The following is a 14,843-nucleotide window of genomic DNA, read 5'->3' as shown; positions in this document are numbered from 1 at the left end:
AGGTTGTGAAAGCAAAAAGTGCAAAACTCCTGTAATGCGCGTACGCGCGCGAGGGAATGGACAGCCGAATTTCTATATTGTAAAAAAGTGTAATCACATTTTTTTTTCTTTCTCTTCTTCATCTTTTGTGCGAAGCTAGAGCACATTGTGCACAAAACAATTTACGGAGATGAACATCCCTTTTATGGAGATGGTCCTCCCCCTTTTATGGAGATGAGCTTCCCTTGGGAGTATCCTCTCAAATTGTCGGAGCTTTTCTGGAATATGTCTGACTTTCGCTGTCTTACCTCAATATTTCAAGTAACCAATTGGAATACTGCAATTTGTATCCTTGCTGTTAGGGTTATATAGAGTTGAGTATAAGCAAAGCTCCAATCTTGTTTTGTACTAGTATTTTAATTAAATATAGGTCCAGGTAAACTTTGTTTTAAAATTAAATTGTATATTTGCATCAAGTATGGCTGATGTGTCAGCCATCAGCAATTACGCTTTCAGCGTTGTCAATATTACAGAATCGCCAAATTCACACACTATGATTGATAACGAACTAAGCGTTCGCACTCTTGTATATGTAGTGCGTTGCAGGCCTCACGCTCTTATGGGCGTGAGGTTCGTGGCAGCGTTTCTCATAAAGCAATGGCGTGAACTAACTTGTCGTTCATTTCATAGTAGGCGTTTGGCGATGCCGGTAATAGATGGACTGCAAACGGTTCGCGCCTTTCCTATTTATCTAGACTTGTGATAATGGCAATGCTTTTAATCCTTTATCTCACTCATTATGCAATGTATTGCTAAATTCCAAAACTCGCTTCAACAAGTAGAAGCATTGACCGAAGGTCTGCTCTCCGAAAGTGGCCGCGCCGCTTTCAACGAAAAGAAAGCACAATTCTCAGAAGAATTATCACGTTCTCGCTACATGAAAGTACCCATTGTGGGTGTTTTCAGCGCAGGGAAAAGTTCCTTATTGAATGTTTTTGTGGAGAAGCCCACGCTGCTCCCCATCAACACCATGCCCGAAACTGCTGTTGCCTACGAACTCTACTATGACACTAACGAGCGTGTAGAACTTTACCGCGATGGTCAGTTGCTTGAATCGTGCACTTTAGATAAAATCGGAACTTTAGCTACCAAGCCTGGTGATATCGCTCACGTGTATTGCCAAAGTGAGGTTGTGAAACAACTGCAAGACAAAGGTATCATTCTTGTGGATATGCCAGGTATCGACTCTGGTATCGAACAGCACGATGCTGCAGTGTGCAACTACATTCAAGAAGGCACTGCATTTGTGCTCATGGTAGACGTAGAACAAGGCTCACTCCGCACCAGCACTATCACCTTCTTGAAGGAACTCAAATCCTACCAATTCTATCCTTCTGTTTTCATCACCAAGACGGACAAGAAACCAGAAGCAGAGGTGCAAGAAGTAAAAGATTATGTTGCTTTCCAGCTCCCAAAAATCAGTGAAGGCACTCCTACCGTAGGTACTGTTTGTTCTGCCAATAACAACCTGCAAGACTTCCGCAACTATGTATTCTCACTCGATGCAGAAGCAATGCTGAGCGCAAAATTTCGCGTGAAGTTTGATCTCATCGTAAAAGAAGCTCTGCAGCAACTCAGCATGCGCGTAGATATTCGTCAGGGAGAAATTCAAAATGTAGATGCGAGCATCGCTGCACTTGTTGAGGAAATCAATAAGTCCAAGCAAAACCTTCCACAAGAATACAAAGATGCAGACACCCCCGAGAAGTCTACCCAAGACATTCTAGACAATGTGGCTCAAGCATTGCAAGCTCAAGCTCCCACTATGGCTCAAATGCTCATGAATGGAGAGTCTGTTGAAGGGGTGAAAGCCTTGATGATTTCTACGGTTCGTGCCGAAATCATTCGTTCTTTGAAGGAAGAGAGCGAACAATATGTGGAAGCACTGGGAAAGGCTTTGAAAGAAGCAAGTAGCGATATTGCAAATATCAGCCTCAACAGTGATTTCTTGAACGACTATGCAGATGTCATAGATATCGTGAAACAACTAGTTGTTTTCCTCCCTGTTGGGGGAGTCTGGGCGCGTATTGTTACCTTTATCCTTGCTAATTTGCCTGTTATTTCCAGTATAATCAACTGGTTGTTTGGTAAATCTAAGGAGGATATTGAGCGTGAGGTTCTCCAGAAGCTACAACAAGCTATTCCTACAATTATCGAGGAGCTACGCGAGACGATTGCTAAACTTGTGACTGACAATCAGAAGCGTATCGAGGAAGCGATGCAAAAAGAGTATGTCGGTAAGATGGAGCACGCGCTCGATGGTCTCAACGAAAAGAAGGCTGATGCCGAGAAGAGCAAAGAAAGCGTGAACCAAGAAATCGCTACTTTGCAAAACGCTATTGCTCAACTCGAAGAGCTCGGAAAGGAATTCTAATTCCCATCAACAGGAAGTGCAATGCTTTCGCCATGCATTGCACTTCCACCTCTTTCACCTATGTCCCTCATCCACAAACCCCAAGCAGGTGTTGCTCAACCCGTGCGCAAGCAGGTCATTCAAAAGAGCATCTACGAAAACCCTTCCGTAACGCTCGACCTCATCGCCAAAATCTGTGCAGCTCAGCCTAGCAACTCTCAAGAAGATTTTTATTCACGCTATCGCTCTGTCACGTACAGACTAAAAGATTCAACGAAACAATCTAAGAATAATTCTTCTTGGAACGACTCTACTGCCAACGACAACAACAGTTCTAGTGGTTCTCTCATTCGTCTTTTGAGAAAAAGCGAAATCGCAAGCCTTCTGTTCAATCGCAATTTCAGTAAGGACTACCAAGAATCCCTCAATGAAGTTGTGCAACTCCTCGAAAAGCGTCAATCTACGAATTATATTCATGTGGTGCTCGCTGGTGGTTTCTCTTCTGGGAAGTCTTCTTTCCTCAATCGTTTGGTGAAGAATGCCAATCTCCTGCCCACTGGCACACAACCCATCTCGGTGGTGAAAACCTATCTCTACTGCAATGCCAAAAACAAGAAAGTCACTGTAGAAGGGGTAAACTTGAAAAATGTACTGGTAAAATTGCCCACCAATGTGTTGCAAGCCATCCAACACGCCAATAGCTCCAACGTGCATTTGGCATCTGTGTTAGAAAAGCTCCTCATCCAAATCAAGTCTTCTGAACTCGATGGTCTGTGCTTCATTGACACTCCAGGCTACAACAACTCTATTTCAACAAATGTCTCTAATGGCAAAACCGACAAAGACACTGCCACCGAAGCCTTTGCTGAAGGCGATGTGTTGTTCTGGCTCATCGACATCGACAAAGGCACAGCTATTTCGGATGATATTGAAATGCTAGCTCAGTTTAAGGGGAAACCTAAAGTCATCATATTCAACAAGGCGGACAAGAAAGGTTATCAAGAAAGCAAGAAAATTGTGGAAGAAGCTTACCACCTATTGCCGAAGTATTTCGACATGAATGAAATCATTGACATTTTGGCTTTTTCTTCTTTGGACAACAAAATCCTGTTTTCTCGCCACCATACCGGTTTACCAGGGTTACTTTCTGACATTCGCAAGCGAAGCCACAAGAGTAGTCCACTCAACAGAGCGAAACAGAACATCCACAATCTGTTTCAAACTGAAATACGCGAGCAAGAAGAAAAGATTATGCAAATCTCTGATCGCATTCGACTGCTCAAAGGCGAGAAGGACACCGCATATCGAAATCAAAACAGACATCAGTCTGATAACGAAGGACTCATTGATTATTTGAAGGATGTAATAAAAGTTCAGAATACGTTTTTAGATAATGTAGTAGAGGTTTTTAATGAGTTGTGTGGTGAAACCTATTGGTACTCCGACAAGATAATCAATATCAATAACAGCAAATGGAATACACACGACGAAATAAATGAAAAATGTAGTAACTTACGCGCTGCTACTAATGAAAGGGAGAAAAAAATAGATTCTATTCTCCAAAACACTTCTTATTATAAAGATAGAATCCTCGATAATTTTGTCAAAAACATAGTGCACGCCCTCAACCAAGGCTCCTCAAAACCCAGTGACTATTACCAACAATTGAAAGAACTGGACAATACACTCCAACAAGAACGCCAACAACGCGAAGCCCTCAAAGAGCTACTCGTGCGCGCTAGTAAAGTCTATGAAGCAGCCATCGATGCAGGTATCAAATACTATTTGCAAAAACAAAGCAGCACTTCCCTCTGCATAACAGACAAGGTAGTAAACATCTTTGATGCCATCGAACAAAGAGACTTCAATGGATTCTTGTGCAGTTTCCAAGACGGAGTAGACCTCTCCATTTGCAACAAACAAGGTTTCACACCTCTCACCTATGCGGTGCACCACGGAAATGTGGCAATGGTGAAGTTCTTCTTAGACCACAATGCAGACTGCGCTGGACTCGACAAGCGAGGATGCAATGCCTTGCACACAGCCATACAAGTCGGTTCTAAGCACATCTGCGAAATGCTTTTGCAACACAACAGTATGTTATGCACCATTCCAGCTCGTTTGCCCAACGGACAGACGCAAAGCATTCAAGACCTCCTCAACCAGAGCAATTTCACACAATGGGCTCAACAAGCATTAGTATAAGCCATGACCAAAGAACAACTAACACATCTGTTTGAACGCGCCAACGAACAAGTTGAGTTGTTGCGCACTCACAAATACGAATTCATTGATAGTCACCTCGACAACATCGAGCGCGAAATGCACGAATTTGTTGATGCTGGCACAAAACTCATAGAAGAAGGCGACACCCTCCAAATTGGCATTGTAGGGCAGGTGAAGGCGGGAAAATCCTCCTTCCTCAACGCGCTTTTCTTCGATGGAGAAAACATCCTCCCTCGTGCTTCTACCCCAATGACTGCGGGCTTAACGATTTTGGAATACGGCGAGCAAAACGCTTTGGAAGTAGACTATTTCACTCAAAAGGACTGGAGCTTCTTTGAACGAGACAGCGATGCTTACAAACGAGTGGAAGAAGAATGCAAAAAAGAGGAGCCAGGAGCCAGTGCCACCGTACTGAAACGAATGATTGAAGAACGAACCACTGAGCAAAACCGTGTTGCCTACGAGATGATAAGCAAGTGTTCGCTTGCAGCTAGCAAAAAGATAGATAGCGCGTCCGACACCCTCACCTTCCAAAACTACCGAGAACTGCAAAATGGGCTCGAAAAATATGTTGGTGCTGCTGGTGAGTTCACCTCTGTGGTGAAGAGCATTCGTGTGAAACTCAAAGACGAACGTCTCAAAGGTTTGCGCATCGTTGATACCCCAGGGGTAAACGACCCCGTTCTTTCTCGTGAAAATCGCACGCGTACGTTCCTTCATTCCTGTCATGGCGTGTTCTTGTTGAGTTCCTCTTCTGATTTCTTTGGAAGCGCAGATGTGCAATTTCTCAACAACAGAGTTGGCACGGAAGGCATCGCAAAAGTGGTGTTGCTCGCGAGCAAGTTTGACTCTGTGCTTCAAGACCTTGGTTCACAGTATGAAATGCAAGAAAGCACCAGGATTTCATTGGCTGAGGCTGCTACTGAACAAAACGCATTGTTTGTGAAACGTCTCAACGACATGAAGGGGCAACTCAAGGATGGATTCAAAAAAGGCCAGCTCGTCGACATTGAACTGAACTACACTTCTGGCATTAGCTATAGTCTTGCGCACAAGAATGAAAGCGAATGGGATGACATGGAAAAGCAGGTAGCAATGCAAATGAAGCGATTCTATCCCAACGACTTTGCGACGCCAGAGCAAGCAAAGCAGAGCTTCAACGAATTGGCAAACATTGCCGACATCGAAGAAGACTATCTGCGCGGTGTGTTCCTAAACAACAAAGAGAGCATCATGCGCGAGAAGATGAGCGTATTTTTTGACGCGCACCAACAACGCATCAAGGATGCCCTCAGCAGTGCGGAAAGCGATCTCAATTTGCGTCGCAAGGACATTGATGAGAAGTCGCTAGCAGAAATCAAACAACAAAGCGAGACTCAAGAGAAGGTGTTCACGGCCTTAGAGCAGAAGTTCAAAGAGAAAATCACGAATTTCAACTCAAGTCTGCAAGGCACATTAAATGATTTCGGTGTGAGGATTCAACTCAACGAGCATTTCAACCCACCCATGGAAGATGTCGATGTCAATATCGAACACAAAGGATTCTTGTGGGGACACAACAACACACAAATGTCCTATTCTACCATCAACTCATTCGAAGCTAAGAGGCAGGTAGACCACAGCATCGAAGCGTACATCCAAGAATGGTATAAAGCATGGCAGGAGGTTTTCAACAACACTAAGGAGACCTTTTCCAATGAAATGCTCGACCTCATACGTGAGAAAGCAGAAGAAACAGCAGACTCAAGAGCTTTTGACGATGACTTCTATAGAAGTATGTTGGACAAGACTATGTCTAAGCTCAAATTTTGCTCTAATATTGATCTAGGGAAGCTACTTAACTCGTTCAAGAACAAAGCATACAACATAGTAAACACACCCTTCAAACGCCCCGATTGTTATGACCAAAAAGAAGCTGTGGCTCGACAAACCTTGCAGGATGCAGCACTGAATCACACTCAAAAGATACGGGAACGAATTTACTATGAAGTTTTTGACGCCATCAAGTACGAAGTTGAGAAGGAGGCAAAGAGGAATCTCGTCGAAATCAACCAGTCTTTAGAATCCCTCAAAGGCGAATTTGGCGAAACGCTCAAGCAGAATGCGGAGTATTATCTCAACGAACTAAAAAAGCAACTTCAAAATAAGCAAGCTAGTTTGGAAAAGATTGACGCTGTGATTGCTGACTTCCAAAAACTCAATGTACTCTTCAAATAAACAGATGATGCAACAGACTATTTTACAGATTTCTCAAGAAATTGACCAACAGAAGCAAGCCTTAACCCAACAAGTGGAAGGTGTATTTGCACAATATCTGCAACCATCCGCCCCACAACTAACGGTGTTTCAAAAACGCTCTATTCCGCCAATCAGTTACATTCTCGGTGGAATAGCAGCTTTTTGCTGTGCCTCTTCGCTCATTTCTATGACTGGAGAGAAAGCGAGTATCACTAAGGGGGTAGTATCATTAGGATGTGCTGCCGCTTCGGCATGGGGAGCTTACAAAACAGCAAAACCTGCACAACGCTCTTCCAGCCCTGCCCCTTCTTCGCAACAAACCGTGACAAAGTCGCAACTCATCGCAGACATCAATGCTTTGATGAAGAAGCTGGACACTGCTTGGGAGAATTTCATGATGGAGAAACAAACTGCTGTGCGTGCTTCTATTGATGCTCTGCCCCAAGACGATAAAGCCAAACAGAGTTTGCTCAGTAAAATCTACACTTATGAGATTATTGACATCAGTTTGCTGGAACTCATTGAAACCATCAATGCTGCTTCCGATGCAGACTTGTCAGGTGTGGCCAAGACCTGCAGCAACAACATTCTCAAAGCCATAGAACAAGCAACAGAGCGACAGAAACAGAAATATACGTCATTAGTGGGGTAGTCATCTTTTGGCAAAACTTGTTTCTAGTTTTCTCTTAATCTCTTAAAGCCTTTGACGATGTGAAATTATTACTTCTGCTAAACTTCAAATTGTCACGATTTCCCTATCCGCAATGCCTATCAATAGGCGTTGCGGATTCGTTTTTTAGAAAAGTGAGCCACTATATTATTAGATAGGGCTTCCTGAGGCTTTTTATTATCGAAATTTATTGTTATATTTGCGTTGTTCTTAATTATTTAACCAACGTAAGCCCATGAAACGCTTTCTTTTTCTCCCTTTGTGGCTGATTTTATGCTGCTACTGTTGCATTTGCAATGCGCAAACTTCCTTACCTACCAATGCGATTAAGATAGGAAAATGTGTGGTACGAGGTAAAGTGCCTGCAATGCTCGCCATGAAGTCAAGTTTAACCGTGGTATGTAACGATTTCTTTGTCTCTAATGCTGACACGTATGATTTAAGTATTGACGCTGAAGGCAATGTAAGTGGAGAGATTCCTCTACATTCGCTTTATGCTCATGCTGTTGTGCAGCTTGATTTAGAGGAGAACAGACAAACAGAGATGGTTTTGCTTTCGCAAAATGATACTTTGAGAGTTTGGGTAGATAATCAAAAGAAATTGAAGGTAGAGGGGGCAAGATGTTCTTCTGTTTTTACGGGTCTCGATTGGTTGGACTTTGTGGATGATGGTCGTGGATACCTTCCCAGAAAGGAGTCAAGAGTGATTGCTAGGTTCCCTGTTAAAAAGATAAGTGAGTATCCTTCTGCAACTACTGCTGAAGATAGGAAGATTCTCCTGAATAAGTTGAAGATTAACTACTATGCTTCTATGTTGAATGAAATGCAAGTTCGAAAGGTTATACTACCGGCTAGTGCTTATGCTTTTCTCAGCGATATTGTTTTTGACGACAAAATCCTCTATGCCTCACCTGGTACTGATTATCTATTCTATTTTCTTTTACCTGATAAATCACTGAAAATTCCAAATATAGGAGATACTCCGATTCCGGAATGGAAAGAAAAATTGCGTCGTCGATTGGCTAAAATTCCTTACAAGCCGAACGAACTGTTTTGTGACTTGATGGCGTTTAGCAGTTACTATTTTCAATTGGAGAATGGTAAACTATTAACTGCACAACAACTACAGAATATCCATACTGGATTTTCGAGTGGAGAATGGGATAAACTCTTGTTGTTGTATCACGAACAAGAGGTAAAAACGCAATCACGAAGTGGACACTTCGTGAATTGTGCAGAAAAAGGACAACCTCAAACCCTGGAAGAGATATTGGCACAGCACAAGGGAAAGCCTGTGATTGTTGATTTCTGGTATGGTGCTTGCGGACCTTGTGCCGTGATGAGTAAACTTTTCTACAAAGTGCTTGCAGAAGAAGGGTTTGAGAATGTGGAACTCCTAGACGTGACAAGTCCGAGTCTGACGAGGATGGATGATTGGAAATATATGAAAGGAAAGCATGGAGGTTGGCACTACATGCTGAAAGATGCGGAATTAGAGCGCGTCATGAAGCAACAACAAGCAGAGGGTTTCCCCACTTTGATGTTCTATGACAAATCTCATCAACTGGTGAAAACAAAAGTAGGACAAATGAGTGAAGATGAATTGCGAAGCAGTATGCAACAAATAGTGCGATAAGTATGAGTGGATTTAGCAATCGTATGCTCGCAATGTTTCTTGTTTTGTCTTGCTTTACGTGCTCTTGGTCGCAATGCGTACTGGATTTGAGAAAGGTAGCTGCAGAAGGAGAATCTCTAACGGTGAGATACACTGACGACAAATCACATTGGCAGAAGCAAAGCTTTAAGTTGGGCAGTATTTATCACTTACATTTAGATTTTCCTCAAGCCATAGACGTAGACACTTTAGGTCGGTTTTTTGCTTTTGATGGTGATAGTATTGTGGTGACAGAAGAGAAAGGGAGTGTTAAGGCACGCAGTACGTCAAAACATGAAATAGCGCACCAGGCATTCTTACGCTATTGGAGTCTGAATTCACATGTAGACGTGGGAAGAAGATTAGATAGCTATATCAAAGAGCATCCTAAAGGTTGGGAAGTTTTTGGGCAGTTGATGATGCAGAGTGCTAATGAGCAGATGCCTGTGGACACGGTGGAATTATTGTTGAATTCTTTGGACATTTCTTTGCAAAAATCTCGAGAAGGGTTGTATTTACGTGATATGGTGCGCCGTATGCGTAATATTGAAGTGGGTGCAAAGGCTCGGGATTTTACAACGAAAAGATGGATATTTGATGCTTGTGGGAAGGTGGTTAAAGAAGAATTGTTTCAACTAACTAAGCTGCGAGGAAAGGTTGTGCTTATGGATTTTTGGGCACATTGGTGTCGTCCATGTCGGGAAGGTTTGCGCGAGCTGAAATTGATTTATCCTAGACTACACAAATCTGGTCTTGAAATATTGGCTGTGAATGCAGACCATCCCAACTTTGACGTTAACGAATGGAAAGCTGCTATCCAGAAAGAAGGCATTCATGATTTTATTCACGTTCAGGCTGCAAAGAATCGATTTTCACCAGTGGAGAATGAAATCGCCTACGATTATTATGTTCAAGCTATCCCTGCTTATGTGTTAATTGACAAACAAGGTGTTGTTCGTGGACATTGGACAGGCTTTAGCCATGAACAAGACAAAGAGATAGTTGCTCTCATAGAGAAACTTATTGCAGAATAACCAATGATGCTGAAAGAAAAACTAAAAATCCCCACTTGCTGCTGTGGCAAGTGGGGATTTTTTTAGGAACAGGAAAGTGAATTACTTTTCTGTAGCAGGAGCCTTGTCGATCAAGTCGAGGAATTGATCGAGCTTTGGCGTGATGATAATCTGCGTGCGGCGGTTGCGCTGACGACCAAGTTCGGTGTCGTTGGTAGCCACGGGATTGTATTGACCACGACCGGCTGCAGAGAGGCGGTTGGGTGCGATGCCGTAGTCGTTTTGCAACACTTGAACCACACTAGAGGCACGAAGTGCAGAGAGATCCCAGTTGTTGCGGATGTTGGGGCGAGTGATGGGCACATCGTCGGTGTTGCCTTCTACTAATACCTCAAAGTCCTTGTAGTCACCAAGGATTTTAGCAATCTTGGAGAGGGTGGTCTTGGCGCGCTCGTTCACTTCATACGAACCAGAACGATAGAGCATGTTGTCGGCAAGCGATACATAAACTACCCCCTTGAGCACTTTGACATCCACCTCTTGGAGTTCGTCGCGAGAGAGGGAGCGAGTGAGGTTGTTGGTGAGCACAAGATTGAGGGAGTCGCTCTTGGTCTTTGCCTCCACAAGTTGCTTGATGTATTTATTGGAAGCGTTGATTTCGTCGACGAGTTTAGAGATGTTGATGCTACCTTGGTTGTTTTGGAGCAAACTCTTGTCGAGCGAGCCTTGGAGGGCAGAGAGCTGACGCTTGAGTTCGGAGTTTTCGCGCTGTGCATCGGCAAGGCGATCTTCGAGACTCTTGCCGTGTGTGCGTGCTGTGGCGAGGTCTACCTGTGATTGGTTATAGAGTCCTTGGAGGTTGGTGTAATCGCCTTTGAGTTGTTGGAATTCCTTTTTGCTAACGCAGCTACCCATGGAAATCACTGCACCGAGGAAAGCTGCATAGAGAAAAATCTTTTTCATATGCGTGAGAAGATTAGTTGATGTTTTGCGGTAAAACACCATGTTGTACGAAGGCAAAGGTAAAGGATATGGTCGATATAACCAAAATATTCTGCGAAATTTGGCATTATGATGAGGAAATCAAGCCTTTTTAGTGGAAATGTCTGGTAAATTTACTTCTATTGTAGCAGTTTTCTGTGCTTTTTTGAGTGCTTGTTCTGAAACAAAATCTACAATATAATGCAGTTTCTATGCATTTAGGTCAGGATAATTTGGTGGTAAGGGTGGAAATTGCTATCTTTGGATGTAAGATTAAACCCAAATCGGTCATTTGATCCTGAACAGTTTTTATTTGATTGTTGAGCAGATGGTTTGTTGTTAGCTTGAAGGCGTAGCGGGCTACGTCGAGAACCAACGAGAAACAAGATGCCAACAAGAAAATGAAAGATGACAGGAAGTAATCTTTTCCATTACCAGTAGCACTTTTACGGTCTAATGACCGATTGGGGTTAAAGATGTAGAACAGGGCAAAAGCCGATGTGGAGTTTCCTCACTATGCTTGCTGAAAAGCCCATAATCCAATAATATGATTGCGAAAAAACTCATCATGGCTAGTGCGCTAGCTTTTTCTTCACTTATGACTTTTGCACAACAACCCAATACTACGTGGGAGAGTTTGCCTGTGCCCAGTGCGCCTTGGGTGGAGATGGTCTATGCTCCTTCGGCTACGACGTTTCAACTTTGGGCTCCTACAGCTGAACAGGTGCGCCTAAGACTGTATAAGACAGGACATGAAGGAAAGGCTTGGAAGATACTAAAACTAGATAAAGGTGCTGATGGCACGTGGTCGAAGCCTGTGAAAGGTGATCTCAAAGGGAAGTTTTACACCTTTGAGGTGAAGGTGGAAGGTAAGTGGCGCGGAGAAACTCCAGGCATCAATGCTCGCGCAGTGGGCGTGAATGGACGACGCGCGGCTGTGATTGACCTGCAAGACACGAATCCTACTGGATGGGAGAACGACAAACCAAAGTATCGTCTTTTTGAAAGTGGGGCTATCTATGAGATGCACCATCGTGATTTTAGTATGAGTGAGCATGCCAACTTCCAACATCGCGGTAAGTTTTTGGCACTGACCGAAAAGGGGGTGAAGACTTTGCAGGGAAGTCCTGCAGGATTGGATCATCTGAAGCAATTAGGTGTTTCTTACGTTCATATTCTTCCTTCATTTGACTATGCCTCTGTGGATGAAACAAAGCTCAATGAGCCTCAATACAACTGGGGTTATGATCCTTTGAACTATAACGTGCCGGAAGGTTCTTATTCCACAGATCCTTATCAACCCGAAGTGCGCATCCGCGAGTTTAAGCAGATGGTGCAAGCACTGCACGAAGCAGGCTTGAAGGTAGTGCTGGATGTGGTGTACAACCACACGTTTGACACGAATGGCTCTAACTTTGAGCGCACTGTGCCTGGCTACTTTTTCCGCCACAAGGCTGACGGTAGTTTGAGCGATGCTTCGGGCTGTGGCAATGAAACAGCATCGGAGCGTGCGATGATGCGCAAGTTTATGGTGGAGAGTGTGGAGTATTGGATGAAAGAATACCACATCGATGGATTCCGATTTGACCTCATGGGAATCCATGATATCGAAACGATGCGCCAGATTCGCAAGGCAGCGGAAAAGATTAACCCCAAAGTCTTGATTTACGGAGAAGGTTGGGCTGCTGGTGCTCCTGCATTGCCCGAAGGGGATGCAGCGATGAAGGCAGAGGTGCATCGCTTGCCAGGTATTGCTGCATTTAGTGATGAACTGCGTGATGCGCTGCGTGGTCCGTTCAGCGATGACAAACAACCTGCGATGTTGGCTGGACTGCTAGGCAACAAAGAGAGTGTGAAGATGGGGATCGTGGGGGGGATTCCTCACTCTCAGGTGGATTATCGCAAGGTGAACTACAGCAAGAATCCTTGGGCGGAGCAACCTCACCAATTGATTACTTATGTGTCTTGCCATGATGATATGTGTCTCAACGATCGTATCAAGAATTCGATTCCCAATCTTTCAGAACAAGAGTTGGTGCGCTTGAATCTTTTAGCCCAGACATTGGTGTTTACCTCTCAAGGTGTGCCTTTCATTCAAGCTGGTGAAGAGCTCTTCCGTGACAAGAAGATGGTGCACAATTCTTACAAGTCGCCAGATTCTATCAATACCATTGATTGGGCGCGTCGTGACAGTCATGCAGAGGTTTATGATTACTATTGTGCCTTGATGCAACTACGCAGTGCAGACTTAGCTTTTAGTCTTGGTGATGCGCAAAAGGTGCGTGAGTATGTCAGTTTCTTGCCTTCTTCAGAAACGATGGTGGCTTTTCGTGTGTATGGAAAGAGTTTGGTGGAGAGTCACGAATTAGACTATGTCGTTGCGGTGAACATGGGAAATCAAGCCGAAGAATTGCAATTACCTCACGGTGAGTATCAAATGAGAATGGGTCTTGGAGTAGATGTTCACGGCAATGTGGTGCAGTCTAACGAACTTCAGTATTCTGATAACAATGAGCAGGTGTCTCAACGCTTTGTGCTCCCTGCTAAATCTGCCGTTGTGCTGTGTCCTTATACCATTGTGCGTATGGGAAACTAAGCATTAGTTTTTGACCAAAAAGAACTCTCCGCCTTACCTGAATGGGGTAGGGCGGAGAGTTTGTTATAACAGAACTATCGCTATAAGTGGGATGAGCTTAAAGGAGACTAAGAATGATGTATGAGGAAAATCACAATTCGGTGGTCTCACTCTTCTACTCACCGCTAATGCTTGTCTAAGGCTCATGTCTATGCCTCATGTCTGAGTCTCAAGTGGTGCTTTGGCCTAATAGTTCTAAAGAAAATAGTTGCTCTGTTGCCAAGCTATAGGGATAGTAAACCGAACAGGCCAGAAATTAGTTGGCGTTTTCAGCGCGTATTGGGAGGTTTTCTCCTACAAATTCATAAGTGAAGTTGGTGCCACGAGCTGAAGGAAACTGGCTGCGTGGGTCAACATCTTGACGATTCTTGAGATGATCTATGATGCGGTCGTAGCAGTCAATAGCAGAGACTGCGCGAACATAGGCGGCAAAAGTAGTGTCACGATATTGAAATTTCTGAGTGCCCGGAATGAGGATCACACGCTTAAAATTGATTCGTCCAAAATACCAACCGATATTCTCTTCCATCAAGACGAAACTGCGATTTTCTTTGACACGTTGTGTTTGTGCTGACGGATAAATCTCTGGAGAGGCACTGTTGGCATTCTTATTGTTTGCTTTAAACTCTTCGAGACTATTAGCCGTTGTCTTGATGAGAATAAAATAAACACGAGGGCGAACTTTATGTCGCTTGGGGTAGGTGATATCGCTGTTGATGTATGCTGTGATTTCTTCAACAAGTCGGTCGTCTACATTGATATCTTGCAGGGATGCAAGGAAATTAAAGAGTTCATCAAGACTGTGAACCACAATTTCGTTGTCAAAATAGCGAGCGTAGATATTCATAATAGGCGTGATGTTGTAATGTGTGGTTATTTTCTCTTTATAGAAAAATTAGTTCTAAGAAATCACGTAGTTTAATAGGGTAGATAAGAAGAGAAAACGACCAGTATCGTGATAAAGAAACGAAAAAGCGAACTGCTTTGGGCAATTCGCTGAGAGCGGAAAACGAGACTCGAACTCGCGACCCCAA

Annotated in this window: 9 protein-coding genes and 1 tRNA gene (1 of these 10 running past the window's edge); 7 read left to right on the top strand and 3 right to left on the bottom strand. The window is 43.7% G+C overall.

Annotated elements, in window-relative coordinates; genetic code table 11:
• Positions 1 to 778: 778 nt before the first annotated feature.
• From HMPREF9999_RS04315 to HMPREF9999_RS04290, 6 genes are all read left to right on the top strand, one after another.
• Entirely contained in the window at positions 779 to 2,413 is a 1,635-nt protein-coding gene (locus HMPREF9999_RS04315; RefSeq protein WP_009437198.1) for a dynamin family protein, read from the top strand.
• Positions 2,414 to 2,473: 60 nt separating this feature from the next.
• On the top strand, positions 2,474 to 4,597 hold the full coding sequence (locus HMPREF9999_RS04310; protein WP_009437197.1) for an ankyrin repeat domain-containing protein: 2,124 nt from the start codon (positions 2,474 to 2,476) through the stop codon (positions 4,595 to 4,597).
• Positions 4,598 to 4,600: 3 nt separating this feature from the next.
• Positions 4,601 to 6,835: a dynamin family protein gene (locus HMPREF9999_RS04305; protein ID WP_009437196.1), complete on the top strand. Its 2,235-nt coding sequence runs from the start codon at positions 4,601 to 4,603 to the stop codon at positions 6,833 to 6,835.
• Positions 6,819 to 7,508, top strand: a complete 690-nt coding sequence (locus HMPREF9999_RS04300) for a hypothetical protein (protein ID WP_009437195.1) — start codon at positions 6,819 to 6,821, stop codon at positions 7,506 to 7,508. The genes HMPREF9999_RS04305 and HMPREF9999_RS04300 overlap by 17 nt, the downstream gene beginning before the upstream one ends.
• A gap of 253 nt (positions 7,509 to 7,761) precedes the next feature.
• Positions 7,762 to 9,162 (top strand): TlpA family protein disulfide reductase, encoded by a 1,401-nt coding sequence (locus HMPREF9999_RS04295; RefSeq protein WP_157049607.1) that lies wholly within the window; start codon positions 7,762 to 7,764, stop codon positions 9,160 to 9,162.
• An 86-nt stretch (positions 9,163 to 9,248) separates the two neighbouring features.
• Positions 9,249 to 10,214: a peroxiredoxin family protein gene (locus HMPREF9999_RS04290; RefSeq protein WP_198144617.1), complete on the top strand. Its 966-nt coding sequence runs from the start codon at positions 9,249 to 9,251 to the stop codon at positions 10,212 to 10,214.
• Positions 10,215 to 10,295: 81 nt separating this feature from the next.
• On the opposite strand, the gene HMPREF9999_RS04285 is transcribed toward HMPREF9999_RS04290, so the two are convergent.
• Positions 10,296 to 11,156 (bottom strand): flagellar motor protein MotB, encoded by an 861-nt coding sequence (locus HMPREF9999_RS04285; RefSeq protein ID WP_009437192.1) that lies wholly within the window; start codon positions 11,154 to 11,156, stop codon positions 10,296 to 10,298.
• A 565-nt stretch (positions 11,157 to 11,721) separates the two neighbouring features.
• On the opposite strand from HMPREF9999_RS04285, the gene pulA reads away from it, so the two are divergent.
• Positions 11,722 to 13,770, top strand: coding sequence for a type I pullulanase (gene pulA / locus HMPREF9999_RS04280; protein WP_009437191.1), 2,049 nt, complete (start codon positions 11,722 to 11,724; stop codon positions 13,768 to 13,770).
• Positions 13,771 to 14,065: 295 nt separating this feature from the next.
• On the opposite strand, the gene HMPREF9999_RS04275 is transcribed toward pulA, so the two are convergent.
• The gene (locus tag HMPREF9999_RS04275; RefSeq protein ID WP_009437190.1) at positions 14,066 to 14,656 is read right to left on the bottom strand and encodes a hypothetical protein; all 591 of its coding nucleotides are present in this window, start codon (positions 14,654 to 14,656) and stop codon (positions 14,066 to 14,068) included.
• A 156-nt stretch (positions 14,657 to 14,812) separates the two neighbouring features.
• Positions 14,813 to 14,843, bottom strand: a tRNA-OTHER gene (locus tag HMPREF9999_RS10440); it runs 48 nt beyond the window's last position.

The sequence above is a fragment of the Alloprevotella sp. oral taxon 473 str. F0040 genome (assembly GCF_000318095.2).
Classification (GTDB): domain Bacteria; phylum Bacteroidota; class Bacteroidia; order Bacteroidales; family Bacteroidaceae; genus Alloprevotella.
This window is presented reverse-complemented; position numbering and strand designations above follow the sequence as displayed.